The organism is Micromonospora chokoriensis, from assembly GCF_900091505.1.
GTDB lineage: Bacteria > Actinomycetota > Actinomycetes > Mycobacteriales > Micromonosporaceae > Micromonospora > Micromonospora chokoriensis.
This window is the reverse complement of sequence record NZ_LT607409.1, coordinates 17,672-44,569: the sequence shown is the minus strand read 5'-3', so window position 1 is coordinate 44,569 and position 26,898 is coordinate 17,672. Positions and strand designations below refer to the sequence as shown.

Sequence of the window (26,898 nt, the reverse complement as noted above, 5' to 3'; positions counted from 1 at the left end):
CGTGTTTCGCGCCAATGTGACGCTCATCTCGGTCAGGGTGCCGAGATGACGAACTGCTGGGCCTTGTGGTCGGACAGGCCCTTGGGGAGGGTCAGGTCGTATTTGTGCACCTTGATGTCCGGAGTGGTGAAGAGCCAATCGATACGCCACATTCGCGGCTTGTCGCCCACCGGCCAGGTGACCGGGTAGAGCGAGGAGAGCGCACTGCTCTGGTCCACGAGCCGGTCGGAGACCATGTCGAGAAGATTCATCGACGGTGAGGTGTTCAGGTCGCCGGCCATCACCGCCCGGTTCGGGTTCTTCTCCAGGTCGGCGGCGATGGCCTGGTAGCTGGCCTGCCGGATCTCGAAGTTGAACCGGTCGATCTCGAACATGTTCCGGTCGTCGTCGCTGCGGAGCAGCAGGATCCGGACCGGCGGCTGGAAGATGTGCGAGTTGTAGAACGACACGACCTGGCCGTTGACCCGGATGTCGGTACGCAGCGCCTGCGACGTGTAGAACAGTGGTCGGTCGACAAGGGCCGGCGGCACCGGCTTCAGATCGTCCGGCAGGTACGGCTGCGAGTCGAGCCACGCGTGCCCGACCACCGGCAGCCGGGTGAGCGTGACGTTGCGCCCCTCGCGGACGATCGTGTAGCCGGGGAACGCGGCCTTCAACTGCGCCGTCTGGTCGATCTCGTACGCCTGCGCGAAGATGTCGACCAGCGAGTCGTCGACGTTGGCGTACTCGTGCAGCATGTAGACGTCGGCGTCCATCTCCCGCAGGAAGTCGTAGAACTGCGCCGTGGTGGTGCGCTGCTCCCCGCCGTTGCGCCGGTCCTGGTCCCAGTACTCGGTGTTCCAGGTCACCACCTTGACGGCGTCGGCGGGCGCCGGTGGCGGGGTGTGGAACACCGTCGCGAAGTTGATCCCGCTGTAGCCGAGGCCGAGTACGAGGGCGAGCAGTGCCGCCCCGACCAGCCGCCCGCGCATCGGCCGCGCCAGCCAGGCGACGGGCAGCAGCACCACCGGGACCGCCGCCCAGACGATCGGCGGCAGCAGGTCCACCGGCCCCCACACGTACGTCCTGGCGCTGAGCAGGTGGTGCAGCACGACGACGACCAGCCAGCCCACGCAGGCCACGGCCGCGAGGCGCACCCCCCAGCGGGCCCGCCGGGACCGGGCGGAAGGCTTCGGCGACAACTCCGGATCCTTTTCGTCCATTATTGCGGTCGTTCTTGCCGCCGCTTCCGTCATGGCAACTCCTTTACGTGGCTCCGGTTCCCGCCGAGGTCGGTACTGGCCGGGAGAAAGGTATCGATCGGCACCTTGCTCGAAGCTTGTTCCGGACACCAAGGAGGGGGCAATCGCCACTCACTAGCGTCACGAGTGCCAATACCGGATTCACCACCGAGGAAGGAGCCGCCGGATGGAGCAGGCGAAGGCTATCGACGCCCACAGCGGAGCTGGCGTCTGCGGGCCGGGGCTGGTCGGTCCGATATGCGACTTGCCCGGCATTTGGCGGGCCGGCCCGATTGGTCGGTAGCGGTGACCGGCGGATGGTCGGTCGGTGAATATCCGATAACGGCGAATGCCGGAAATGTGGCCGCAGCGCAGTCGTGACACTGCCGTCGAGAGCGCGGCATTTCTTCGAAACGGGAGGTGGAAGTGCACGTTGTGGTGACCGGAGCCGCCGGCATGTTGGGCACCGCGCTGCTGGCGCGCCCCTGGCCGGGAGTGACATGGACCGGAGTGGACATCCGTCCACTCGCGCCCCGGGTTCGAGGGCGGGCGACCTTCGTCCGGGCCGACGTCCGGGACGTCGAGGCGATGACCCGCGCCTTCCGCTCCGCCGACATGGTCATCCACTCCGCCGCCGCGTTGCCCAGCCACCGGGCGGCGGAGATCCGGTCGGTCGACGTGGAGGGCACCGGCTCGGCGCTGGCCGCGGCGCGGCGGGCCGGTGTGGACCGGTTCGTGCACATCTCGTCCACCGCCGTCTACGGACTGCCCCGGGACTGCCCCACGCCGGAGGACTACCCGTGCGAACCGGTGGACCCCTACTCGGCTGCGAAGCTCGGCGCCGAGACCGCCGTGCTCCGGCAACGCGAACGGGGACTCTGCGCCCCGATCCTGCGGCCCAAGACCTTCCTCGGCGAGGAGCGTCTCGGCCTCTTCGCCATGCTCTTCGAGTGGGCCGACGAGGGCCGGCACTTCCCGCTGATCGGCGGCGGCGACGTCGCCACCCAGATGCTCGACGTCGACGACCTTTGCGCGGCGATCCAGCTGGTCTGCGAGGCGCCCGACGACAAGGCCAACGACACGTTCAACATCGGCGCGCGCGAGTTCCGCACCCTGCGGGAGGACTTCCAGGCGGTCCTGGACGCCGCCGGCCACGGCAGGCGGGTCCTGGCCATGCCGGTCGGGCCCGCCGTCGCCGCGCTGCGCGTACTCGCCGCGACGCGGCTCTCCCCGGTCTACAAGCGACTCGTGCACAAGCTCACCCGGGACTCGTACGTCTCGATCGACCGGGCCACCCAGCAGCTCGGGTTCAGTCCGCGGTTCAGCAACGAACAGGCGTTGCTGAAGACGTACGAGTGGTGGCGGGCGAACGCCGCCGGGGCGCGGCGCAGCGCCGGACGTACCCACCGCGACCCCTGGAAGCAGGGCGCTCTGAGCCTGGCGAAGGCGCTGTTCTGACACTCCACGGAGCAAGGAGAGGTCCGCCATGAATCACGCCCTGGAAGTCCCGAACCCCACATCCTCGGACCTGCCCGTGGTCTCCGTCGACCCGGCGGTCGCCGTACAGGCGCTGAAACCGCTGGCCCGCGTCACCGGACTGTTCGTCCTGCTGCGGCCCCGCCAGTGGGTCAAGGGCGGCCTGGTGCTGGCGGCGCCGCTCGTGGCCGCACCCGGCGCCGCGGTGACCCATATCGTGCCGCTGCTCGGCACCCTGCTGAGCTTTCTGGCCGCCGCCTCGGCCGTGTACGTCTTCAATGACCTGAGGGATCGGGAGCGCGACCGGGTACACCCGGTCAAACGAAACCGTCCACTGGCGAGTGGGCGGGTGAGCACGACCGCCGCGGTCATCCTCCTCGTCTCCCTGCTCGCCGGCACCGCCGCCCTGACCACCCTGTTACCCGCCCTGACCGGCGTCGTCGTCGCCGGCTATCTCGCCCTCAACCTCTGGTACTGCCTGGCGCTCAAGCATCAGCCCCTGGTCGACGTGTCGGTCGTCTCCATCGGATTCGTCCTGCGGGTGCTGGCCGGCACCGTTGCCGTCGGCGCGGCCGTTCATCCGGCGCTGCTGATCGGGGTCTACTGCGCGTGCCTCGCGCTCTCCCTCGGCAAGCGACGCCACGAACTCGCCGCCCTCTCGGCCACGGGTGGTGAGGCCGGCGAGCACCGGCCATCGCTGCGCGCCTACTCGGTCCACTTCCTTGACCAGGTCGTGGTGGTGAACCTGGTGGCGGCGCTGATCGGCTACGTCGCCTTCGTCTGGACCCAGACACCGCCGTACGGACCGGTCACCGCGGGGCTGACCTTCCCGTTCGCCGCGTTCGCGGTTCACCGCTACCTGCAGATGATCGCCATTGGCGGCTCCGGTGGCGATCCGGTCGAGGACCTCGTCCGGGACCGCGCGCTGCTGGTCAATCTCGGCCTGTGGGCCGCGGTGCTGGCGCAGGCGATGCTGGCCAGCGCCTGGCCCGTCCGGTAACCGTTCGACACCCTTTGGAGAAGCCCGGTGAGCAGCAAAAACTCCCACGAATACGACCTCTGCGTCGCGGTCAACTACTACTCGCCCTACGTCAGCGGGCTGACCGAGGTGGCCCGGGTGCTCGCCGAGGGCCTCGCCGGGCGGGGCTGGCGGGTGGCGGTGGTCGCCGTCCGGCACGACGCGGCGCTTCCGCTGCGGGAGAGCCGCAACGGCGTCGACGTCTACCGCAGCCCGGTGGTCGCCTCGGTCGGCCGTGGCCCGGTCAGTCCCGGTTTCCCGTCCCTGGTGCGCCGGATCGCCCGGCGTTCGCGGGTGGTGAACCTGCACCTGCCGATGCTGGAGGGAGCGCTGATCACCGCCCTGCCGCTGCGGGTGCCGGTGGTGACCACCTACCACATCGACCTCTGGCTGCCGCCCACCCTGGTGACCCGGGCGGCGATGGCCGCGGTACGGGTGTCGTCGCGGGTCACGCTGCGCCGCTCGGACGCCGTCGTCGTCAACAGCGACGACCAGGCGCAGTACTCGGAGCTCTGGTCGATCCTGCGGTCCAGCCAGCGGTCCGCGATCCCGGCGCCCTGCCTGGACCGGCGCGGCGGGGAGGCGACATACCGGGAGACCGCCGGCCCGCACATCGGCTTCCTCGGCCGGATCGTGCCGGACAAGGGCCTGGACTACCTGGTAGCCGCGTTCGCCGAGATCCCGGATCCCGAGGCGCGGCTGCTGGTTGGCGGCGACTATCTGACCGTCGCGGGCGGCAGTGTGATCGACCGGATCCGGACGGCCGCCGAACGGGATCCCCGGATCCGGATCCTCGGGCTGCTCCGCGGCCGGCAGATCAACGACTTCTACGCGTCCATCGACGCGTTCGCCCTGCCCTCCATCGCCGAGTCCTTCGGTATCGCGCAGGCCGAGGCGATGATGTGCGGTATCCCGTCGGTCACCACCGACCTGCCCGGTGGCCGCTATCCGGTCCTGGCGACCGGGATGGGAAGGGTCGTCCAGCCGCGGGATCCGGCTGGACTACGCGTGGCGCTGCTGGACGTGCTCGGCTGGGACGCCGACACCCGGCGCGAGGGTGCCAAGCGGGCCCTGGAGGAGTTCGGTGTGGACGGGTGTCTGGACCGGTACGCGGCGCTGTTCCGGCTCCACGGTGCGCGGGCGAACGCATTGATGTGAGTGGTGTTCCGGTCAGTAGAATGGCGACCACGTTTCGTTACGGAGGTGCAGATGCACAGCAGGGAATTCGGTCGTCTCGGCACGGTCAGCGCGCTCACCCTGGGCGGTGGCGGGATCGGCGGTGTCTGGGGGGCGACCGACCAGGCCGAGGCGGTGGCGACCGTGCGGGCGGCCATCGACGGTGGTGTCACGATGCTCGACCTAGCCCCGACCTACGGCGACGGCTACGCGGCCGAGAACGTCGCCGGTGCCGCCCTGCGTGCCATTCCGGCCTCGGACGTCCTCGTCACCAGCAAGATCGAGCTGCCCGAGCAGGACGGTGGTGATCTCCCGGAGAAGATGATCCGCAGCCTGCACGCCACCCTGAAGCGGCTCGGCCGCGAGCAGCTGGATCTCTTCCTGCTCCACTCCCAACTGCACCCGCACGGCTGGACCGGTCCCACTCCCCGGACCCTCGGCTGGGACCTGTACCGCGACCAGGTGGTGCCGACCTTCGAACGGCTGCGGGACGAGGGCAAGATCCGGGCCTGGGGGTTGACCGGTGTCGGCCACCCGCAGACCGTGATCGACGCCATGCACCAGCAACCGCGCCCGGATGCGGTCCAGGCGGTGGTGAACGCCCTTGATCTCAGTGGCGACATGTGGCTGCTCGGCACGTCAGCCGAGCCTCGGAACGACGAGATCCGCCGAGCCGCGGTCGATGACGGCGTCTCGGTGATCGCGATCCGTGCCGTGGCGGCGGGAGCGCTCACCGGGGAGATCGACCGGTCCGTGGCGGACGACGCCCCGGTCGCGGTCGACTTCGCCCGGGCGGAGCGGTTCCGTGCGCTCGCCGCCGAGTTCGGCGAGTCGCCCGCCTCGTTGGCCCACCGGTACGCCCTGAGCGTCCCCGGCGTGGCGACCGTGGTGCTCGGGGTGAAGAACCGCACCGAGTTGGCCGAGTGCCTCGCCGCCGAGGCCCGTGGTCCGCTGACCGAGGTCGAACGGAAGGCCCTGCTCGACCTGCGGAGCTGAGCGAACGGCAGTCCGGTCGTCGGGGCGACCCGGTACGGTGCTCCCGTTGCCGACGAGCGCCGCTGGCTCAACTGGCAGAGCAGCGGACTCTTAATCCGCGGGTTCGGGGTTCGAGTCCCTGGCGGCGCACCAACGAGAAGGCCCTGACCTGGTGGTTCACACCGGGGCAGGGTCTTCTTCATGCGACGTGCAGGTATGGCAGGTGCCGGGCGAACCCGACAGGGGCCGCCTCGTCGAGCGCGGAACCTGACCGCACCACGTCCTGCGTCGGTTGATGGGACGAAGTTCGACAGTCGACCCGGCTGGGACAACTGGAACAAGAAGAAGTAGCCCCACCATGGGACGCGCGGGGTGGCGTGCCCACCCCGCGCCCGCACAGGTTGAGGACACATGCGCACCAGCACGATCGGCGACGTGAAGGTCCTGCTGCCGGACCTCGAACCGGACGACCTCGACACCACGACGGACTTGGCCGACAGCCTCACCGAGGCCCTCGTCAACGGCGCGGCGTGGCGCGGCTCGTACCTTGAGGAAGTCAGCATCCGCAGCAGCCTGATCACCGGTGTGGACCTGAGCGAGAGCACGTGGGAAGCCGGCAGCCTCTACGGCTGCGAGATCACCCGGACCGACTTCTCCGGCACGACCCTGACCGGCATCACCATCGAACGGTGCGCCATCACCAGTTCCCGGTTCACCGGCACCAGACTCACCGACGTACGCCTCAAGGACGTCCTGTTCGACGGCTGCCGCTTCGACTACGCCACCTTCCACCGCGTCACCGCCGCAGGCTCGGTCGCCTTCACCGACTGCACTCTCACCAACGGCGCGTGGTCATCCTGCCGACTACCGCGCATCGCGCTGCGGTCGTGTGACCTCGCCGGTCTGGAACTGGACTCCTGCCAACTCGACGGCACCGACCTGCGGGGCAGCCGCCTCCACGACCTCAAGACGCCGCTGGACAACCTGCGCGGCGTCACCGTAGACGAAGACCAACTCCCTGACCTCACCCGGCTGACCGTCGCCGCCCTCGACCTCACCGTGCGCAACGAGTGAATCCGAGGAGGGACCGTGCTCGCTGAACCCACTGGCAGCCCGGACACGATTCTCGTCTGCATCCGGGGCAACTCCGGCTCGGGCAAGAGCAGCATCGCCCGTGAGCTACGGCGCCGGCACGGCCGGGGTTGTGCCCTGGTTGAGCAGGACTACCTGCGCCGCGTCCTGCTGCGCGAGCGGGACAAGCCCGGCGGTGCGGCACCGGCGTTGATCGGTCAGACGGTTCGGTTCGCGCTGGACCACGGCTATCACGTCGTGCTGGAGGGCATCCTGCACACCAGCCGTTATCGGGAGATGCTGACCGCCCTGCGGGACGACCACCGGGGCCGGTCGCTGTTCTGCTATCTCGATGTGTCTCTGGCCGGGACCCTGCGTCGGCACCTCACGCGCCCGCAGGTCAGTGAGTTTAGCGCCGAGCAGATGAGCGGCTGGTACGCCGCCCATGACGTCCTGGGCTGGCCCGACGAACTCGTCCTGCCCGAGACCACCGGACTGAACGAGGCCGTCGAGGCGATCGCGGCTGCTGCTGGGCTACCTCAGACCGGACGTGACGACGACCGGCCATCGAACGCGTCCCCGTAGAGCAGCTCAGCCGACGGCATCGGGGATCCGGGCGCGGGCGGACCCGTCAGACCCGGTTGGCGGTGCGGATCGGTGGCCACCGCTGCTCGGTCCAGGCCCGCAGCAGCCATTCCATCGGTCCGTACCGGAACCGGGCCATCCACGCCGCGCTCGCGGCGAGCTGCGCAGCGTAGATGGCGACCGCGATGAGGAGGACGACAGCAGGTGTGGTGGTGCCGGCGAGGCCGAGTCCGACGCCGGTGAAGACCAGCACACAGAGCAGCGACTGGCCCAGGTAGTTCGACAGGGACATCCGTCCGGCCGGTGCGACTGCGGCGACCACCCGGCGTCCCCGGGGGGTCTGGAAGAACTGGAGAAGGGTGGCGGCGTACGCGGCAGCGAGCAGCGGCGCGGTGAGTACGCCCGCCGCCAGCCCGGTCAGGTTGGCGGTGCCCCCACCGGCGGCGAAGATCACCGCACCGGCCAGGCCGATCGGATAGCCCAGCTGCTGCACCCGGCGCAGGAGCTGCCGGTTTCCGACGACGTCGGTGAGCAGCCGGCGGCGCCCGGCCGCGTAGCCGAAGAGGAAGGCCGAGAAGGCGAGCGGCCCCTGCACGAGGAGCGTGCCGACCATCGCCGGCAGTTGGCGTACGTGCTCGGCGATCACCGACCCGATCCCGCCCTGTAGTGCCTCGGTGGACCGTTGCCCCGCCGTGAGTGCCGTCGCCGGGTCGGTGACCAGTTGGGCCCCGCCGACGGCGGCGAGCGCGACGACGAAACCGATCCCGCCGGTCAGCAGTACGGCGGCGCGCACAGCGGTGCCGGCGGTGACTCGTCGCATGCCGAGCAGGACCAGGCCGAGCAACGCGTACGTGGCCAGGATGTCGCCCTGGAACAGCAGCACCGCGTGCAGGATGCCGAGCACGAAGAGCCCGGCCAGCCGTCGCCGGAACCGGGGAGCGAAGTCGACGCCCCGTCGTGCGGCGGAGTCGAGTTGGAGCGTGAAGCTGTAGCCGAACAGGAAGGAGAAGAGCAGGTACGCCTTCATCGCGAAGAGCAGCTCGACCAACCACCGGACCGTCTGGTCACCCCACGAGTCGTAGGCGGGATCCGGAACCAGATGGAAGGAGTAGCCGGAGCTGAAGAAGGCGATGTTGACAACGAGGATGAGGAGCAGCGCCACGGCGCGCAGCGCGTCGACGTCGGCGATCCGGGAGCCCGTCCCGGGCGATCCCTCATTGACGACTGGTGGGTCCTTGATGGAGAACTTCACGCGACTACCCCCGTAACGAAAAGGACATCGAACCCGATGGCTTCTCCCCTTTCCGACCCTACGAAGCGGTAGATCCAGGTGACAGCCGGTGAGCAGGAGTGTCGCTGGTGGGGCAGGCCCTACCCCAGGACGCAGCCATTCCGCGAGAGGGGCGGGTAGCTTTCCCGGCATGGATCTCGCCGTGATTCGGGAGACCGTCGCCGTCATCGACGCCCTGCTCCGGGACATCGCTGACCGGCCGGTGGACCTGACCGATCCGCACTGGCAGGCGAAGCTGTCCGCCGCCAGGCCGCCAGTTGAGGAAGCCGGGGTGGCGGCCGAGGCGGCAGCGGCCCTGACCGCTCTGCTGGACAGCTACGAATCGGGTGCCGAGGCGGTCAGGGACGAGGTCCGTCACATCTTCCGCGCCCACCAAGCTTTCAGCTGGGGGGTCGGTATTCGCGGTGAGTTCCCCTCGGCCGCCGCCGAGTTTCGTCGACGGCTGCTCCACGTCTCCGCCCGGGACCAGTGTGCCGACCCACGCGACGACCTTGTGCAGATCTGGGAGTTGTGCGGGTGGGCGCGCGACAGCGGGGTCGACGTCGAGCCCGTCCTGCGTGCGGTCGCCGACCTCTCGGGCGAGGTTGATCATTTCGGGATGGGGTCCACCCGCCGACTGATCCAGCGCGGCCTGGAACGCCACTGAAGCCTGGCAGACCGAAAGCGGCACTGGAACTGGCACAGGGCGTTGCCGGCGTTCGGAGGCGGCAGAGGCATCGGGGATGTTCGTAGACTCTGGGGGTGCAGAGCAGTCAGGGGCGGGCCCTCGCCGGCGTGTTGGACGCGGCCGAGGCGGCCTCGCCGGTTGAGGCGGTCGAGGCGGTCACCCGAGAGGTCGGTGTGGCGCTCGGCGCGTCGGCCGTCTCGTTCCTGATCGCCGACTTCGGTGGCCGGGCGCTGGTGCGGTTGGCGCATGTGCCGATCGACGACGCGGGCGGGAGCCGCCAGCACGGTGAGGAGGTCGCCACCGTGCTGCCGTTCGACGGGGGCGTGGCCGAGCAGGCGCTGCGCACCCAGACGGTGCAGGTGGTCGCGCGCTCGGCCCGCTGGGTGGTGTTGGCGCCGGTGACGGAGCGTGGTGAGGCTATCGGCGTGTTGGAGATGGTGTTACCGGAGGAGCCGACCGCGCAGGCTCTGGGGGAGATCACGCGCACGGCGCACGCGTTGGCGTTCGTGGTGATCGCGAACCGGCGACACACCGACCTGTTCGAGTGGGGCCAACGAACGACTCCGTTCACGCTGTCCGCGGAGATCCAGCGCCGGTTGCTGCCGGGCGCGTTCACGTGTGAGGCCAGTGCGTTCACGTTGTCCGGTTGGCTGGAGCCGGCTGCCAGCATCGGCGGGGACACGTTCGACTACAGCCTGGCCCGTGACGTGCTGCACTTCAGCGTCACCGACGCGATGGGCCACGGGGTGGCGAGCGCCCTGACGGCGACTCTGGGGGTGGGAAGCCTCCGCAACACCCGCCGACGTGGCGCTGGCCTGGTCGAACAGGCCGATGTCGCGAACGCCGCGGTGGCCGAGCACGCCGGCGTGCGCGGCAGTTTCGTCACCGCGGTCCTCGGCCGCCTCGACCTGCGCACCGGGGTGTGCGCGATGCTCAACGCCGGCCACGTACCGCCGCTGCTGGTGCGCCGCGGGGAAGCCCAGCCGCTGCGGCTGCCGGGTAATTTCCCGTTGGGGATGTTCGGTGCGGCCGAGTTCCTCCACGAGGAGATCACCCTGCAACCCGGTGATCGCCTGGTCGTGGTCACCGACGGCATGGTGGAACGCAACGCCGCCGACCTGGACCTGCCCGTCGTGTTGGGCTCGATCAGCGACCTGCACCCCCGCGAGGCCGTGCGGGCGTTGGGCGACGCGGTGCTGGAGGTGGGTGGTCCGACTCTTGCCGACGACGCGACCCTCTTGATCATCGATTGGTACGGCGGGCACGGGGCGGACCGGCGGAGCAGCGCGGGTGCCGACCTGGAGCGCGCCAGCGCGGCCCTGCCCGAGTGACTACTGCCGCCGGGTGACGCCACCGGAGGTGGAAATGTCGGTCTCTGCCGTGTGGACGTCGTCGTAGATGTCGATGACGCGGTCCACCGACGTGATGCTCAGGACGCGGCGTACCCCGGGCTGCACCCCGGCCAGGCTCAGCCGCCCGTCGACCTCGCCCAGCGACTTGAACATCACCACCAGCGTGCCCAGCGCGCTCGAGTCGATGAACCGCACCCCGGCCATGTCGACCACCACCTGCCGGTCGCCGGAGTCGATGAGCTGCTGCAGGTTGTCGCGCAACTGCGGGGCGGTGGCCATGTCGAGCTCACCGCGCGCCTCGACCACTGTGCAACCGCGGCCCGGTCGAGCCGACAACAGCAGATCCATAACAGCCTCCCAGCGAGGGTCCGCAATACACCCTATGCGTTCGACGGGCGACCGGCAGATGAGGCGGCGGCACTTCCAGCAGACCGATCAGGGGTACGGCGTCATCGCGCGCCGGGTCACGCTGTCGGGGCGGCCCACCCGATCGTGCCCCGTGACCGGACGCGGCTCGGCTCGACACAGCGGTGCCGGCGCCCGAAGGCACCGGCACCGCCGCGTCTCAGTTGGCGTGGGTCAGTCGCGTGGTGATGCGCAACCCGGTGAGGGTGTCGTTCAGCCACGGCACCCGCTCGCGGTGCAGACCGGCGGTCATCTGGTCCGCCCAGACCTCGTACCGCTGGGTCAGCGCCGTCGCGCGGGACCGCGCGCTGGTGACCAGGCAGTCGCCGAGTGGGTCACCGGGCAGGTGGGACGAGTCGACAGCCGACTCGCAGGGCAGCTTGAGGCTGACCTGGTCGCGCAGCGGTCGGCTGGGGTCGAGCGAGCACGGCGCCGGCCCGCACGTCGTGTAGTTCCCGCTGGCCTTCGCGTACGCATTGCCGATCTTGGCGTCGGTCGGCATGTTCACCGGGATCTGGTACTGCCCGAACAGGTTCGCCGACAGCACGTCGTCCGCGTCGAGGGCGTTGGGCAGACCCAACCTGGTGTACGCCTGGAGCAGCCGCGCCGCCGTGTTCATCTTCTTCAGCGCGGCGGGCACCGGCCCGCTGACCTGGGTGCTCAGGTCCCGGACCCGGTCGTACATCGACTTCTGTCGAGCCTGGAGGAAGCCGCGCAGTGTCGGCGTCAGCGAGGTGTCCAGCGCCGTGTTGGGCACTGCCGTCGCGGACACCGCGAAGGTGGACCGCCCGGTCGGCCACTTCTGGGTCAGCGCCTGTTCCGGGCTGGTCTCGCTGTCACAGTTGAAGAACTCGCAGTCGACCTGGTAGACCTGCTCGTCCGGCCAGGTGAAGTCGGCCGTCCGCGAGTTCTGCCAGGGCAGCGTCGAGTTCAGCCGGAACCGGCTGTGGATCTGCAACCGCAGCTTGCCGTAGTGCCGGATCACCCCGGTGCCGTAGCCCGTCGTGCGGGTGTAGACCCAGCTCGGCGTGTAGCAGTGGCCCACCTCGGGCAACTCCCGTACGCCGGCCGGCGGTTCGTCGTGCCGTGGCGTGTACGCGTACTGGAGCGTCCGTACGACGTTCGACATCAGGTCGTAGCGGACGTTGCTCGGTCGGTCGATCTGCCGGTTGCCGTCGCACGAGGGCACTGTCGCCTCGTCGGCCTTCGCCGGTGCCGGGGCGAGCTGCTGGTCCGTGTCCCAGAACAGGTCGTAGTTCTTGAGTGTCCTGACCTGCACGCCGTTGGCATCGGGTTCCCAGCGGACCTGGACCTCGTTGGTCCGGAACGTCCGCAGCGCGGCCGACAACTCGTTGGTGGCGCCGACGTACTCGTCGATCAGCCCGGTGATGAGGCTGTTGGCGTCGCCGTCGACCGGCCGGCCGAAGCTGGCCGCGAGGTCGGCGATGCGGGTGCCCTCGGCCTCGATCTGCGCCGCGCGACTGGCGCTGACCTGGGCGGCGTACGTCGGGTTCTGGAGCATCAACATCGAGTACGCCTGCGCCCCGAGGTTCCAGACCGTCGGGTTGCCGACCGGGGTCGCCGGTTCGACCATCGACGGGTCGCGCCCGCTGGCCACCCGAGCCAGGTAGTTGATCGACCGGGCCTCGCCGAAGCTGTTCAGGACGGTCGTCGGGTCGAGCGCGGGGTTGTCCGCGTCGGTCTTCGGCACCACGAAGGCGGCACCGCCGGCCAACTGCGTGGCGGTCAGGTGGAACTCGTTCTCCGGCCCGACGAACTCGCCGTACGTGGGGATCGGTTGGCCGAAGTTCTCCCGGTAGCCGATGTACCTGTTGATGTCGGCGCGGGCGTCGTGCAGGGTGGCGTCGCCGATCGCGGCCAGGACGGTGGCGGCGATGTCCTCCAGTCGCAGCCCGAGCTGGGCGACCTGCTGCTGGACGAGGGTGAGCTGCGCGGTGTTGCCGGCGATGGCCGCGTTCAGCTTGTCGAACTGGGCCATCATGTTCGCGTACACCGTGTTGATCTGCGCCTCGACCCGCGCGAAGCTGGCCCGCATCTCGTCGCCGAGGGCGCGGACCTCGTCGCGCAGTGCCTTGACCTGGGCGAGGATCTGCGCGTCCAGCGACGGCGCGCCGCCGCCGAAGAGCCCGACGATCGACATCACGGCGCCGAAGATGTTGCCGGTCATCGCCAACGTCGCGGTGTTGAAGACCGAGCCGGCCAGGCCCCGGCCGGTGATCGCCGCCGCGTACGTGGAGATGGCGCTGATCGTGGTGAGGACCGCCTCGCCGATCACCTTGGCCTTCTTACCGGCGTCGGGGTCGGCGAACCCGATGACTGTGGACACCATGCCCAGCCCGGCCTTGACGTCGGAGATGGTCTGCTGCCGCGCCTTGTTCCGGTCCTCGGCGGCCTTCTTGGCCGCCGCGGTGCACTCGGCGCTGGGTGGGCCCTCGGGTGGGCACTTGCTGTTGTTCGCACCGATCTCGAGACGGATCTCCACGCTCAGGCCGAGCAGTTGCGCGTGCAGGGAGGCGAGCTTCTGTTTGGCCGCCGCGACGTACGCCACCGAGTCTCCCTGCAGCGCCAGGATCGCCCCGAGGTTCACGTGGGACAGCCCGGGATCCTGCGTGAGCTGCTCGTAGGTGCGTGTCACGTCCACCCCGAAGGGCGCACCGAGGACGGCGTTCCACGCGCCGGCGACCGGCGCGTCGGCGGCCGCGGCCTGGCGGACCGCGGACCACACAGCGGCGAGGGCGTCGTCACGACCGCGCAACCACTGGGCGGTACGCAGCGCGCCGGAGGCGAGTTCCTCGCGGGTGTCCCACGGTTCGACCGTCGTGCCGATCACCGCCCCGACCAGGCCGGTGATCTCCGGTGAGGTCCGGGTGTCACCGCCGGGGGTGTCGAGCAGGATGTCGACGGACCTGAGCAGCAGGTCCTGCTCGGGCGCCAGGTGGTCGTAGGCGGTCAGCGAGCTGTCGAGCGCCTGCTTGCGGGCCGTCAGGTGGGTCTGCGCCTGTTCGGTGGTGGCGTTCGGGTGCAGCCGGTGCCACTGGACGAACTCGGCCGACAGCACGACGGCCTTGATCCGGTCGGCGCCCTGGATGTGGGTCTCGGCAACCTGGCCGAAGGCCCGGTCGGTGAGCGCTGCCTGTGGGATGGGAACGGGGACGGGATCGGCCGACGCGGGTTCGCCGAACAGCGCGCTCGCCGCGATGACGGCGATCATCGCCACCACGGCGGTCCCGCGTCTCGTACGCGTGGAACGTCTGATTGTCATGCCGCGAACGTATGGAGCAGCCTGAAAGGGCGCTGAAACCGCGCTGATCCGCGCCGTGCCGCCGAACACGGTGTCCGGCGGCACGGCAGGTCACCGACGTCGTGTCGGCTATCGGCGGGTCCACTGCTGGTTGGTCTGTCCGGTGCAGGTCCAGAGGACGAGCTTGGTGCCGTTGGCGGTGCCCTGGTTCACCGGGTCCAGGCAGAGGCCGGACTGCACCCCGGTGATGGTGCCGTTCGCGTTGACGTTCCACTGCTGGTTCGTCCCGCCGTGGCAGTCGTAGATGGTGACCAGGGTGCCGGGGGAGGTGCCGTAGCCGGCGGCGTCGAGGCACTTGTTGCCGTACACCGTCAGGGTCTTGGTGCTCGTGTAGGTCCACTGCTGGTTGGTGCCGCTGTGGCAGTCCCACAGTTGCAGTTGGAGGCCGTTGGTGGTGGACGCCCCGGGGACGTCGACGCACCGCCCGGACCGGGTGCCCACGATGGCGGTGGTCTGCCCGCCGCCGCTGCCCGGGTTGCCGATGCTGCCGGGCACCGACTGCAGGGCGCTGTACCAGCGGGCGGCCATCTTGTCGTAACCACCGGCGGTGGGGTGGACGCCGTCGATCAGGTCGGAGGTGGTGAGGGCGCTGTGCATGTCGACCAGGTGCACCCGCTTGCCGGCGTTCACCTTGCTCTGCACGATGCCCGGGAGCGCCGCGTTGAAGGTGCGGACGGCGGCTCCCTGGTTGCTGTTGGAGATCGGGATGAGCTGCGCCACGAACACCTCGGCGGTGGGCGCGGTGGTGGTGATGCGGTCGATCAGCGTGGAGAGCCGGTTCGGCGCGCTGCTCACGTTGTAGTTCTGCAGGATGTCGTTGGTGCCGATGTGCAGCAGGACGGTCTGCGGTCGTTGGGTGTTGAGCCAGTTGACGATGTTCGCGTCGATCTGGTCGATGCGCCAGCCGGGATGCCCCTGGTGGTCGTGGTCACCCAGGCTGCCCGGTCCGTTGAACTGCGACCCGACGAAGTCCACCGTGTACCGGCCGCTGACCAGGCGCTGCCACAGCCCGATGCGGTATCCGCCGGGCACCTGGGTGCCCTCGGTGATGGAGTCGCCGAGCGGCATCACCCGTACCCCGCCGTTGGACTCCGCGCTGGCCGGGCCGGTCGGGGTCAGCGCACCGGCGACCACGACACCGAGCGCGGCGAGTGTCGCGAGCCATCTTGCCCTCGTTCGCATAGATCTCTCCTGCCTCACCACTGGGACGAGTGTGAGCGTTAACAACGAAGATTGTAGATGTGCCTATTCGGCTGGGTCCACCCTCGCGCCTCGCGGCGCGGCGGGCGGTGTGCGGCGCGGCGCGCGGCGCGGCGGGCGGTGTGCGGCGTGGCTCGGGCTAGCGGCCTCGGGTGGCTGCCGCGGCTGTGGCGACCATTACGGCGCCCAGACGGCGAAGGCGTAGTCCGGCGGCGTGATGACCGTGTCGTAACGGGCGGTCTGCTCCCCGTCACCGACCAGCGCTCCGAGTACGGGCGTGGCGACGAAGGCCGCACTGTGCTCACCAGGGCGATCGATCGCAGGTCGTCGTCCATGTCGTCTCCGATCAGCGCCGTGCGGACCGGTCAACCTGACGCCGACGCTACCTCAGGATCCTGCGCCCGGCGCGGGTCGTCGGCTGCTCCTCGCTGCGTGGTGGGGTTGGGCCAGGGCCGACCGATGGTGGGCGAGCTTTCGGTGCGCTCGGCGACGAGCCGAGCCAGCTCATCGAGAGTCTGCTGCGAGAGGTCGCCGGTCGACAGGCGGGACCACCAGTGGGTCCGCCACCAGATCAGGTGTCTCGGCCAGAACGGGAGCTTCTCGTTCTCCCACCGGCGACGCTCGGCGTTGACGGCCGTCTCGTCCAGGACGAGCACGGCGTCGTCGGTGCAGAGGATGCGCTGGCGGCGAACCAGACTCGCGAGCAGCCGCAGGCCCCGGTCGGAGCGCAGCCGTCGAACGACCTGTCGCATCGCGTCGGCGTCCAGCACGGTGTGCCCGGGCGTCGCCAGCAGGCGTCGACGGTCGCGCCAGTCGTGCCGTAGGTACGTCACCATGACCCAGCTCCCCACCAGGCCGCCGAGGGCATAGCCGACCACCGCTATGGTGGCCGCGACCCGTGGGTGGCTGGTCTCTGTCCACAGCGCTGCCTTCAGCAACAGGGGTAGGGCCACCAGGTACGCGAGCGTCCCGGCTATGCCCTTGAATCGCCTGCTCCACCCGAGCCGGACGAACGCCACGACCGCCGCGGGCACGACGATCAGCGGTAGGAACGGCCAGGCCAGCAACCGGGTGGGCGCACCCCAGGCCACCGCCGCGACCGCGGCCGTCGGCCAGATGACCGCGTAGGACAGCGCGAGAAGGAAGAGTACGCCCCAGAACGCGTGGCCGACCGCCGGTTCCGGCAGCCCGGATTCCCGGTACAGGGCGAGGCCCAGCCCGGTGAACAACGCCATCAGCCGTACGCAGGCATTGACGAACGCGCTGGCCGCCCAGTTGCCGGGTGGCGCCGCCCGGGATTGCGCCCTGTTCACGAACACCTCGGCAGCCCAGAATCCGGCGATGATCCCCACGGCGGCGAGCCCTCCGGCCAGCCAACCCAACCGGGGCTCCGCGGCCTGGAAGATCGCGCCGGAGACGAAGGTCAGGACCACGAGCAGGCCGGTCACCAACGGTTCCCACCGCAGGAGCTGTGCGGCCCGGATGTGCGGGCGCGGCTCGTACAGCCGGGACAACTGCGCGCGAACGCTGGGCCAGTCGACCAGCAGGCGTCCCTGGCCGGCCTGGTCGAAGAGTGACATGCGGAGATGGCGGCTCAGGCGAGCGGACACCACGGGTAGCCGTCCGGCATACCGGTAGGCGGCCCCGCGTAGCAGCACGCTCTTCGACGCGAACGACTCCTCCAGGATCGTCTCGGCGGTCGACGGTTCGGCGAGGAGCGTGGCCTGCACCGCCCACAGCTGGTAGTGCCGACGCTGGGACGCCCAGGCGGCGTCGAGCAGTGTCGTGACGCTGGCCCGAATCGACGCGGGCACGTCCACGGGCCGGCCGGCGAGGCCGGTGTCCAGGAGATCCAGCAGGTGGAGGCTGTTGAGGGGCCACTGGAAGGCGGACGGGTCGGCCGGGGCGACGAGTGTCTCCGCGCTGCGGGCGAGGGTCTCGCCGGCTGCGGCGATCAGGGCGTCCACCGCGTCGCCGTCCTGGGTCTGCAGCAGTGCGACGGCGGTCTCCCGCCACCGGCCGTCGAGGAGCAGGGCCTCGGTCGGCACCCGGTCCGGCTCTCGGATGACCACGCAGGTGGCGAAGTACTCCTGGAACCGACGGTGGGCGAAGGTGAACGGCACGTCGTCGCCGGGCTTTCCGCCCTCCGGCGCCTGGGCCAGTTTGACGTACTCCAGGGCATCCAACAGGCTGGTCAACCGGGCGGGGTCGATCGGCCGACCGCTGATCACGGTGTCGTCCAGCAGTTCGGCCACCTGTGCGCGCGAAGGGCTCAACCCGACGCCGAACTCGGCGGTCAACCGGAACGCGATCTCCTCGGCGACCTGCCGCAGGTCGTCCGGGTCCACCGAGAACCGCTTGTCGATACGCTCCCGGTCGCGCTCCAACCGGCTCTTCACGAAGGTCTCGAAGATCGCGTGCGAGGAGTTCGGGAAGACACCGGTCGTCCGCACGTGCTCGCAGAGCAGGCCGAGCAGCATCGGGTTTCCGGACAGTCGGTTCACCATCGGGTCGGCGCCGGCCAGGGCGGCGTACACCTGGCCCTCGGCGTCGGGTGCCAGGTCCGCCTTGTGGATCAGCTCGCGCTTCTGGCGGTCGGTCAGACGTTGGACGGTGAACCGGGGCCAGCCGAAGCGGCGCGGGCCCTTGAACTCGCGGGACGCGATCACTCCGGGGCTGACGTTCATCCCGTGCAGGAAGTCGTAGAGGGCGTCGGCGTAGCGACCGACTGTGGCGTCGAGTTCGGTGGCGGTGAGCACCTCCGGGATCTCGTCGAAGGAGTCGAACAGGAACAGCCACGTGCCGTCCCGCATGCCCGCGGTGAACTCGTCGTCCAGGAACTGCTCGACGTCGCGGCTGTTGGCCCGGTTGAGCTGGTCCAGCACGAACGACCGGATGGTCTCCGCGTCCAGCCGTCCATCCGCCGGGCGCAGGTGCTTCAGGTTGATGTAGAGCGGGATCCGACTGTCGAGCCGAGGGCGTCGCATGGCCCGGTAGGCGAGCGCCCGCGCCGCGTTGCGCATCGCGACGCTCTTCCCCGACCCCGGTTCGCCCTGTAGGACGATCAATCGCTCGCTGCTGCGTTGCAGCGCCGAGGACAGCGACTTCTCCCGTCGGAGGCCGTCGCGCCGATGCTGGAGCCAGCGGGGTAGCAGGACGTTTCGGCTGCCCTCCGTCTCCACCTCGGCCTCCAGCCGGGCGAACCGATGGTCGCGCCACTCCTCGCGCTCGTCGAGTCGACGTAGCTGGCTCTCGACGTGGTCGGCGAACAGGGCCCGCCGCCGCACGCGTCGTGGATCGCGACGCCGGTCCCACAATCCCTTGATCTGCCGTACGACGACAGCCGCGCCGCGCAGGATCGGTGCCAGCGACAGCAGCGTCACCGTCACCATCAGCGCCCCGAACAGCCAGGGGGCCCACGTGGGCCGACCGAGCCCCAGGCCGGACAGGAGGACGAGGAAGTACTGGTACAGGCTGGCCGAGCCGCCAGGATCCGGATCGCTCTGACCCACGTGTCACCCCTCCGACGGCGGCTGGAGGTCCACGCTATCGACTCGGCGTCGGTGCGACGGTCGGCAATGAGACACACGCGGCCCTCGCCGCCCGGGCCGGCCTTGTTCATCAATAGATGCCCACCTATAGTTGCGCGAATCGCGCACCTTCCTGACCGTGGTGCCGCGGTGGGGTCGTCGAAGCGCTTCGATGATTCGTCGTTCAGGCCCGTCAGCCGGGTGTCGAGCCTGGCCAAGCCGGTCTTGGCGCTGAATCGCGCCTGTCGTACGACATGAGGAGAACCGCATGCGGAAGTGGCGCCTCCGGCGCGGAATCACCGCGCTCGCGCTCGCCCTGCTGGCCCTACCCGCCGTTCCCGGCACCGCGCTCGCCGAACCGAGCTACCCGTTCCGAGATCCCCACCTGCCGGTGGACGCCCGGGTCGACGACCTGCTCGGCCGGCTCACACTGGACGAGAAGATCTCCTGGCTGCACCAGTACCAACCGGCCGTACCCCGACTGGGCATCGGCCTGTTCAAGACCGGCACCGAAGCTCTGCACGGGGTCGCCTGGTCGACGGACATCGACAACAACGGCGCGGTGGTGAAGGCCCGCGGCACGGTCTTCCCGCAGCCGGTGGGCATGGCGAGCACCTGGAACACCGACCTGGTCCAGCGGGTGGGGTCCGCCGTCGGCGACGAGGCGCGCGGCTACCACGCGCAGAACCCCCGGGTGTGGGGGCTCAACCTCTGGGCGCCGGTGGTCAACCTGCTGCGTGACCCCCGGTGGGGCCGCAACGAGGAGGGCTACTCGGAGGATCCGGTGCTCACCGGCGCGATCTCCACCGCGTACGGCTCGGGCATGACCGGCGGCGACCCGGACCACCTGAAGAGCGCCCCGACGCTGAAGCACTACCTGGCCTACAACAACGAGGTCCGACGGGACGTCACCTCGTCCAACGTGCCGCCGCGGGTGCTCAACGAGTACGACCGCGCCGCCTTCAAGCCGGCCATCGCCGCCGACGCGGCGACCGGGATGATGGCCGCGTACAACCTGGTCAACGGACGTCCCGCGACCGTCGACCCGGATCTGGACACGGTGGTACGCGGCTGGACCGACCAGTCCCTGATGCACGTCACGGACGCCTGGGCACCGAACAACCTCGTCAACTCCCAGAAGTACTACAGCACCCAGGCAGAGGCCAACGCGGCGATCATCAAGGCCGGCCTCAGCAGCTTCATCACCGACGACACCAACGCCCAGCCGACCGTCACCGCCGTCAAGCAGGCGTTGGCGAGCGGTCTGATCACCGAACGGGACATCGACGCCCGGATCCGGGACATCCTGAACATCCGGTTCCGACTGGGCGAGTTCGACCCGGGCGGTGGCCGGTACGGGGGCATCACCCCGGACGTCATCAACAGTCCGCAACACCAGCGACTCGCCCGGCAGGCCGCCGGTGAGGCCATGGTGCTGCTGAAGAACTCTAGGCAGGCGCTGCCGCTGGACCCGGCCCGGACCCGCAGGGTCGCCGTGCTCGGTCCGCTGGCCGACACCCTCTACTCCGACTGGTACGGCGGTGACCTGCCGTACCAGGTGACGGCGCTCGACGGCATCCGCGAACGGCTGGGCACCGCCGCCAGCGTGGACGGGCTCGACGGTGCGGACCGGATCGCGTTGAAGGACCCGGCGACCGGCCGGTACGTCACGGCCACCGGCACCACCGACGCCGACCCGGTCGCCGCCACCGGCGAGACGGCGTCACTCGCCGCCCAGTTCGACGTGGTCGACTGGGGCCAGGACGTGGTGACGTTGCGCAACGCCGCCAACGGCCGCTACCTCGGCTACAACTGGGGGCCGTTCGTCACCCGCGACGAGCAGCCGAACGGTTGGTACGTGCAGCAGCAGTTCAAGCTGGAGCCGCAGGCCGACGGCACCGTGGTGCTGCGCTACGTCGGCTACGAGACCAAGGAGAGCTGGTTCGCCCCCGAGAGGTACGTGACGGTCGGCGACGACGGGGCGCTCACGCTCGGCGCGTCCACGCCCGACGCCGCGACCCACTTCAGCCGTGAGCTGGTCAGCAGTGGCATCGACCGGGCCGTGGCGGCGGCCCGGGCGGCCGACACCGCCGTGCTGGTGGTCGGCAGCAACCCGTTCATCAACGGGCGCGAGGCGCACGACAGGTCCTCCACCGCTCTGAGCGCCGGTCAGGAGGCGCTGGTCAAGGCCGTGACCACTGCCAACCCGCGGACGGTGCTGGTGCTCCAGACCAGCTACCCGGTCAGCACCAACTGGGAGCAGGAGAACGTTCCCGCCGTGGTGTGGACCACCCACGCGGGCGCGGAGACCGGGCACGCCGTCGCCGACGTCCTCTTCGGCGACCGCAACCCGTCCGGCCGGCTCACCCAGACCTGGTACCGCTCCGACCGGCAACTGCCTCCGGACCTGCTGGAGTACGACATCATCTCGTCCGGGCAGACGTACCTCTACAGCAACGCGAAGCCGCTCTACCCGTTCGGCCACGGGCTGTCGTACACCCGCTTCCGGTACGGCGACCTGCGTACCTCCGCCGGGTCGGTCGCGGCCGACGGCACGGTGCGGGTCAGCGTGGACGTGACGAACGTCGGCGCTCGGGCGGGCTCCGAGGTGGTGCAGCTGTACACCCATCAGCGCACCTCCCGGGACCGGACCCCGATCCAGCAGCTCAAGGCGTTCGAGCGGGTCGAGCTCAGGCCCGGGCAGACCCGGACCGTGACGTTGCGGGTGCCCGCCGCCGACCTGGCGCACTGGGATGTCACCCGTGCTCGGTGGGTGGTCGAGTCGTCCACCTACGACCTGATGGTCGGGGCGTCCGCCGGAGACATCCGGGCCCGGGCCGCGGTGCGCGTGCGCGGGGAGACGATCCCGGCGCGTGACCTGTCCCGGCCGACCCGGGCGGAGAACTTCGACAGGTACGCGGGGGTCCGGCTGGTCGACGAGACGAAGGTCAGGGGTACGGCCGTCGGCGCCACCGAGGCCGGTCAGTGGATCTCCTTCGCGGGATCCGCCCTGCGCCCTGACGCGCGCACCTTCACGGCGACGGTCGCCAGGGCCGGCGCCGACGCCGGTGCGATCCAGGTCCGGCTGGGCTCGCCGACCGGACGGCTGCTGGGCACGGCCACGGTGCCCGGCACCGGTGACGACTACCGGTACGTGAGCACCAGCGTCGAGTTGGCCCGGGCGGCCGGCGACCACGACGTGTACCTGGTGTTCGACTCCGCGCTGCGACTGGCGGACTTCTCGATCAGGTGACCGGAGGCCGGCGGGTCGGGGCGGAGGGCACGCCCCGACCCGCCGGGCCGGCGCACCCGGCGTCGGTGCGTATTCATCCGATGATCAATCAGCAGTGCCATGCGGTGAAGGACTATTCGCCCGAAAAATACGCATTAGCGCATAGATGTACTACGATTCATGGTTGCATTCATCACACGTGTGACCTACGCTTCGGGAAGATTTCGTAGCGATTAACAAGAGAGTGCGGTCGGGTGACACGCCCCACCGGTCCTTAGTGGTGTCGCTGTCTCCGCGCTCGTCGCTCGATACGCACGGGGCCCCCTGTCGACGGCAAGTGAGAGGAACGTCCGTGAGGTCAAACGTGTCCACCGCTCGAACGTCGTTGCTGGCGGTGGCGGCCCTCGTTGCCGCCACGCTGCCGGCCGTGCTGAGCGCTCAAACACCGGCCGTGGCCGCGGTCCAGGCCACCTACTACGTCGCCCCCGACGGCAACGACGCGAACGCGGGAACTCTCCAGTCCCCGTTCCGCACCCTGCAACGCGCGCGGGACGTCGTCCGTACGGTGAACACGAACATGACCGGCGACATCAACGTGTTCCTGCGCGGTGGAAGTTATCCGATCAGCAGCACCGTCGAGTTCGGTCAGAGCGACTCCGGCACCAACGGCTACCGGGTCATCTACGGCGCGTACGCCAACGAGAAGCCGATCCTCGACGGCGGCGTCCAGGTGACCGGTTGGACCCAGCACAGCGGCAACATCTGGAAGGCGCCACTGGACCGCGCCAACAAGCTGCGGGCGCTCTACGTCAACGACAAGCGCGCGGTCATGGCGACGAAGACGGTCAGCTCGGGCGGCTGCTTCGGGTCGTACACCATCACGGCCGGTCAGGCCGCGTGGGCCTGGGAGTCGGGGTCGCAGTGCGACGGCGCCCGGTACAACCAGAACGACTTCCCCGCCATCGCCCGCAACCAGGACGACATCGAGATCGAGACCGGCACGACCTGGACCACGGCCATCGTGGGTGTCCGGCAGGTGACCACCGACGGCGGGAGCCGGGTCGCCCTGTTCCAGCAGCCGGGCGCGGCCATCGCCCAGGGGGCCTTCAACGGCAACGCGCAGGTGGGCGGCTCCCACAAGCTCATGAACGCGTACGAGTTCCTGGACGCGCCCGGTGAGTTCTACTACGACAAGGGCGCGAAGACGGTCTACTACTACAAGGCCAGCGCCGAGAACATGTCCACCGCGACGGTCTACGCGCCGAACAACGTGTCCACCGTGCTGCGGGTCGCCGGCACCTCGACGACCAACCACGCCCGCAACATCACGTTCTCCGGTCTGACCGTGCGGCACTCGGACTGGAACCTGTTCAACGTCGCCGGTTCGTCCTACAAGCAGGCGCAGCAGGGCAACCTCGGCGCGCAGGCGTACGCGAAGGGCAACTTCCACGTCTACCACTACCGCAACGTGGACCTCACTCCCGGCATCATCCAGATCCAGAACGCCGACGGCCTCCTGCTGCAACGCAACCGGATCGAGCACACCGGCGCCGACGGCATCAGCCTGATCAACGACGTGCAGGGCACGCAGTTGATCGGGAACGCCACCAACGACATCGCGGGGTCGGCGATCAATGTCGGCCATCCTCAGCACGTCTACGTCGGTGACGGCACGTCGAGCAACCGGGAGAAGTTCCTCCCGCAGGTCGAGGGGCTGCCGAAGAACATCGACATCAAGAACAACTACATCTACGACAGCGCCGTCCTGTTCAACGGGCACAGCCCCATCTCGGCGTACTTCGTCGACACCCTGACGATCCAGCGCAACCGGATCGAGAAGGCCCCGTGGTCGGGCATCACCATGGGGTGGGGATGGTGGAACTTCGACGGGTCGTCGGGCTCGATCCAGCCGAACCGCCCCACCACGACGGCGCGGAACAACACGATCAGCCACAACCACATCATCGACACGGTGCAGCGTCTCAGCGACACCGGTCCGATCTACACGCTGGGCAGCCAGCCGGGCACCACGATCACCAACAACTATCTCCAGGGTGTTCCGTCGGGTCACAAGTACGGCCTGCACCCGGATGAGGGCTCGGCGTTCATCACCTTCCGGGACAACGTGTTGAGCATCGACAAGAACGTCACCTGGATGATCAACTCCGACGACTTCGGTCGGAAGCACGACCTGAGCATCACGCAGATCTACGGCCCGATCAACAAGGTCTCGAACAAGAACCTGCCGAACAGCACCGTCGCGGACATCCTCGTCTCCTCCGACTACGTCTGGCCGGCGGCGGCCTACAGCATCGCGGCGAACTCCGGCCTCGAGGACGCCTACCGCGACATCGTCCCGGCGAGCACCTTCTCCTCGCCGAACTACGTGCTGCCGGCCAGCACGTTCGTCACCAGCACCACGGCGTCGATCCCGATCCGGAGCACCGGCGACGCCACCAGGTCGATCTGGCTGGCGCCGTCCGGCACGACCAACTTCACCGCCGGGGCGACGATGACCAGGGCGGCCGGCAACGCCACCACCATCGCCGTGCCGGCGACCCAGGGTGAGTACCGGCTCTACGTCGTCGACGCCCAGGGCAACCGGTCGGCGGAGTCGACGTGGATCGTCCGCCAGCAGCAGGGCGGCGGCAGCGGTACGGGGCAGGGACAGCTCGTGGGTGGTCAGTCCGGCCGCTGCGTCGAGGTGCCCAACTCGTCGACCACCAACGGCACCCAGGCGCAGCTCTACGACTGCGGCAGTGGCACCAACCAGCGGTGGACGCACACCAGCAGCAGGCAACTGACCGTGTACGGCAACAAGTGCCTGGACGCCTCCGGGAACGGCACGGCCAACGGCACCCAGGTCATCATCTGGGACTGCCACGGCGGCACGAACCAGCAGTGGAACGTCAACAGCAACGGCACCGTCACGAACGTCCAGTCGGGGCTCTGCCTCGACGCGAACGGCGCCGCCACCGCCAACGGCACGAAGATCATTCTTTGGTCCTGCAACGGTGGCACGAACCAGCAGTGGACGCTGCGTAGCTGACCCACCCAGAACCCCGGGGCCAGGCCGACACGGGCCTGGCCCCGGCTATTTCTGGTAGCCGTCGTTGTCGCAGGTCCGACGTTGCAGCACACAGTTCTTGGTGCGCTTGTTCATGGTGTCGACGTCCCACATCACGAACGCGTCCCCGTGCATCGACGAGGCGCTCTTGCCCTCCTTGTCGGAGGAGAGGTAGTAGCCCGCCGGGGTGCCCTTCGCCGGGTACTGGATGTCGAAGGTGATCGCTGGGATTCGCACCGGGTGGCTGCTCGGGCAGCCGTTGCCGCTGCCGTACGCCACATGGTCCTTGTGGTTGGGGCTGTCCAGGTGCCTGCCGTCCCAGCAGTCGGGGAACTGCATCATGAAGTGCAGGGTCGCGTTCCCGCCGCAGATCGGCCAGTTGCCGTTGGTGCTGCGGGCGATGCCGTCGAGGTCGCCGGGGCCGTAGAAGGCGCAGTAGAACTGACCGGTCGCGCCGCGTGGCGTGGGCTTCTTCTTCTTGGCGTCACCGGAGATCATGCGCAGGCCGTTGGGCATGGGCATCTGACCTGTCGAGGTCTTCGCCAGCGAGCGGTAGTAGACCCGGAAACCGGTCGTCTCGACCGGCTTGCCGGTCGCGTTGTCGTAGAGCGTGGGCACCCAGTAGGCGGAGTGGTCCTGGACGGGCTTGCAGGAGGTGGCGGTGAACGTCGTCAGGTCCCCGGCGACGGTGTGGGCGTCGACCGCCTTGTTCCCGACGAACGAGTGCATGTGGGAGGCGCCCGGGAGGCCGGGAGCGACGATCGGGTCGTCCGGCAGCCGGTGGCTGTACTGGCAGTCCGCCCGGAACTCCGGCAGGTTGCCCACACCGGCCGGCACAGGGTCGACCTTCACCTTCTGGTACGCGTCGGCCTGCGCCTTCCAGGCGGCCCGGTCGACGGGTATCCAACCGGTCGTGGGGACCTTCGGGGTGGCCGCCGTCGACGGTGTCGTGGACGCCGACGGGGTCGCGGAGACCGCCGGTGTCGCGGAGGTCGACGTCGCCGCGCCGGGTGACTCGGCCTGCCCGGCGGACGGCGACGGGTATTCGAGGGCGTTGGCCGCGTTCGACGGCTCGGGCGTCACGTCAGCGCCGCCCAGGTACACGCCGGCCGTCGCGATGACGAGCGCGACCGCCGCGCCCGCGGCCAGGCCCAGCCTGTTGCGGACGAACCAACTCGGCGGGCGGTGACGGGACGGCGGTCGGCTCGCGTCCGGTTCGGGCAACGAGGCGTACGACACGGGTCACTCCCAACGAGCAGACGACGGCGCTGACCCGGACGGCCACGGCCGCCGTATGGTAGGCGCTTCCCG

At 69.5% G+C, this 26,898-nt stretch carries 17 protein-coding genes and 1 tRNA gene; 11 read left to right on the top strand and 7 right to left on the bottom strand.

Going from position 1 to position 26,898, the window contains the following annotated elements:
• Positions 1 to 32: 32 nt before the first annotated feature.
• A complete protein-coding gene (locus GA0070612_RS00200; RefSeq protein ID WP_088986058.1) occupies positions 33 to 1,202 on the bottom strand; it encodes an endonuclease/exonuclease/phosphatase family protein in 1,170 nt (389 codons plus the stop codon).
• Between the two features lie 444 nt (positions 1,203 to 1,646).
• On the opposite strand from GA0070612_RS00200, the gene GA0070612_RS00195 reads away from it, so the two are divergent.
• The 7 genes from GA0070612_RS00195 (at position 1,647) to GA0070612_RS00165 (ending at position 7,521) form a co-directional block, all read left to right on the top strand.
• Entirely contained in the window at positions 1,647 to 2,678 is a 1,032-nt protein-coding gene (locus GA0070612_RS00195) for an NAD-dependent epimerase/dehydratase family protein (protein ID WP_197699389.1), read from the top strand.
• Between the two features lie 28 nt (positions 2,679 to 2,706).
• On the top strand, positions 2,707 to 3,696 hold the full coding sequence (locus GA0070612_RS00190; protein WP_088986056.1) for a UbiA prenyltransferase family protein: 990 nt from the start codon (positions 2,707 to 2,709) through the stop codon (positions 3,694 to 3,696).
• 27 nt (positions 3,697 to 3,723) lie between these two features.
• Positions 3,724 to 4,872, top strand: coding sequence for a glycosyltransferase family 4 protein (locus tag GA0070612_RS00185; RefSeq protein WP_088986055.1), 1,149 nt, complete (start codon positions 3,724 to 3,726; stop codon positions 4,870 to 4,872).
• 51 nt (positions 4,873 to 4,923) lie between these two features.
• Positions 4,924 to 5,886: an aldo/keto reductase gene (locus tag GA0070612_RS00180; protein WP_088991169.1), complete on the top strand. Its 963-nt coding sequence runs from the start codon at positions 4,924 to 4,926 to the stop codon at positions 5,884 to 5,886.
• 56 nt (positions 5,887 to 5,942) lie between these two features.
• Positions 5,943 to 6,018: transfer RNA gene (locus GA0070612_RS00175), tRNA-Lys, on the top strand.
• A 258-nt stretch (positions 6,019 to 6,276) separates the two neighbouring features.
• Positions 6,277 to 6,939: a pentapeptide repeat-containing protein gene (locus GA0070612_RS00170; protein ID WP_088986054.1), complete on the top strand. Its 663-nt coding sequence runs from the start codon at positions 6,277 to 6,279 to the stop codon at positions 6,937 to 6,939.
• A 15-nt stretch (positions 6,940 to 6,954) separates the two neighbouring features.
• A complete protein-coding gene (locus GA0070612_RS00165; protein WP_088986053.1) occupies positions 6,955 to 7,521 on the top strand; it encodes a kinase in 567 nt (188 codons plus the stop codon).
• A 46-nt stretch (positions 7,522 to 7,567) separates the two neighbouring features.
• Here the strand turns inward: GA0070612_RS00165 and GA0070612_RS00160 are convergent, their stop codons facing one another.
• On the bottom strand, positions 7,568 to 8,773 hold the full coding sequence (locus GA0070612_RS00160) for a DUF418 domain-containing protein (protein WP_088986052.1): 1,206 nt from the start codon (positions 8,771 to 8,773) through the stop codon (positions 7,568 to 7,570).
• 169 nt (positions 8,774 to 8,942) lie between these two features.
• On the opposite strand from GA0070612_RS00160, the gene GA0070612_RS00155 reads away from it, so the two are divergent.
• Together GA0070612_RS00155 and GA0070612_RS00150 are read left to right on the top strand one after the other, a co-directional pair.
• Complete coding sequence (locus tag GA0070612_RS00155; protein WP_157742382.1) at positions 8,943 to 9,458, top strand: hypothetical protein; 516 nt, start codon at positions 8,943 to 8,945, stop codon at positions 9,456 to 9,458.
• Between the two features lie 95 nt (positions 9,459 to 9,553).
• On the top strand, positions 9,554 to 10,810 hold the full coding sequence (locus GA0070612_RS00150) for a PP2C family protein-serine/threonine phosphatase (protein WP_088986050.1): 1,257 nt from the start codon (positions 9,554 to 9,556) through the stop codon (positions 10,808 to 10,810).
• Here GA0070612_RS00150 and GA0070612_RS00145 read toward each other — a convergent pair whose 3' ends face one another.
• The 4 genes from GA0070612_RS00145 to GA0070612_RS00130 all read right to left on the bottom strand — a co-directional run bounded on the left by GA0070612_RS00145 (position 10,811) and on the right by GA0070612_RS00130 (position 19,270).
• Entirely contained in the window at positions 10,811 to 11,179 is a 369-nt protein-coding gene (locus tag GA0070612_RS00145) for an STAS domain-containing protein (protein ID WP_088986049.1), read from the bottom strand.
• Between the two features lie 217 nt (positions 11,180 to 11,396).
• Positions 11,397 to 14,519 carry a hypothetical protein gene (locus tag GA0070612_RS00140; RefSeq protein WP_157742381.1) on the bottom strand — a complete coding sequence of 1,041 codons (3,123 nt, stop codon included), beginning with the start codon at positions 14,517 to 14,519 and terminating at the stop codon, positions 11,397 to 11,399.
• A gap of 108 nt (positions 14,520 to 14,627) precedes the next feature.
• The gene (locus GA0070612_RS00135; RefSeq protein ID WP_088986047.1) at positions 14,628 to 15,740 is read right to left on the bottom strand and encodes a ricin-type beta-trefoil lectin domain protein; all 1,113 of its coding nucleotides are present in this window, start codon (positions 15,738 to 15,740) and stop codon (positions 14,628 to 14,630) included.
• A 383-nt stretch (positions 15,741 to 16,123) separates the two neighbouring features.
• On the bottom strand, positions 16,124 to 19,270 hold the full coding sequence (locus GA0070612_RS00130) for an NACHT domain-containing protein (protein WP_088986046.1): 3,147 nt from the start codon (positions 19,268 to 19,270) through the stop codon (positions 16,124 to 16,126).
• Positions 19,271 to 19,556: 286 nt separating this feature from the next.
• On the opposite strand from GA0070612_RS00130, the gene GA0070612_RS00125 reads away from it, so the two are divergent.
• A complete protein-coding gene (locus tag GA0070612_RS00125; protein ID WP_088986045.1) occupies positions 19,557 to 22,541 on the top strand; it encodes a glycoside hydrolase family 3 protein in 2,985 nt (994 codons plus the stop codon).
• Positions 22,542 to 22,872: 331 nt separating this feature from the next.
• The gene (locus GA0070612_RS00120) at positions 22,873 to 25,569 is read left to right on the top strand and encodes an RICIN domain-containing protein (RefSeq protein ID WP_088986044.1); all 2,697 of its coding nucleotides are present in this window, start codon (positions 22,873 to 22,875) and stop codon (positions 25,567 to 25,569) included.
• Positions 25,570 to 25,614: 45 nt separating this feature from the next.
• Here GA0070612_RS00120 and GA0070612_RS00115 read toward each other — a convergent pair whose 3' ends face one another.
• Positions 25,615 to 26,826: a DUF1996 domain-containing protein gene (locus GA0070612_RS00115; RefSeq protein ID WP_088986043.1), complete on the bottom strand. Its 1,212-nt coding sequence runs from the start codon at positions 26,824 to 26,826 to the stop codon at positions 25,615 to 25,617.
• Positions 26,827 to 26,898 lie beyond the last annotated feature (72 nt).

What these genes read in the sequence shown, in the direction of transcription:
- GA0070612_RS00135 (WP_088986047.1), bottom strand. Translation starts at nt 15,740, where the DNA reads ATGCGAACGAGGGCAAGATGGCTCGCGACACTCGCCGCGCTCGGTGTC.
- GA0070612_RS00200 (WP_088986058.1), bottom strand. Translation starts at nt 1,202, where the DNA reads ATGGACGAAAAGGATCCGGAGTTGTCGCCGAAGCCTTCCGCCCGGTCC.
- GA0070612_RS00180 (WP_088991169.1), top strand. Translation starts at nt 4,924, where the DNA reads ATGCACAGCAGGGAATTCGGTCGTCTCGGCACGGTCAGCGCGCTCACC.
- GA0070612_RS00140 (WP_157742381.1), bottom strand. Translation starts at nt 14,519, where the DNA reads ATGACAATCAGACGTTCCACGCGTACGAGACGCGGGACCGCCGTGGTG.
- GA0070612_RS00170 (WP_088986054.1), top strand. Translation starts at nt 6,277, where the DNA reads ATGCGCACCAGCACGATCGGCGACGTGAAGGTCCTGCTGCCGGACCTC.
- GA0070612_RS00125 (WP_088986045.1), top strand. Translation starts at nt 19,557, where the DNA reads ATGCGGAAGTGGCGCCTCCGGCGCGGAATCACCGCGCTCGCGCTCGCC.
- GA0070612_RS00155 (WP_157742382.1), top strand. Translation starts at nt 8,943, where the DNA reads ATGGATCTCGCCGTGATTCGGGAGACCGTCGCCGTCATCGACGCCCTG.
- GA0070612_RS00145 (WP_088986049.1), bottom strand. Translation starts at nt 11,179, where the DNA reads ATGGATCTGCTGTTGTCGGCTCGACCGGGCCGCGGTTGCACAGTGGTC.
- GA0070612_RS00190 (WP_088986056.1), top strand. Translation starts at nt 2,707, where the DNA reads ATGAATCACGCCCTGGAAGTCCCGAACCCCACATCCTCGGACCTGCCC.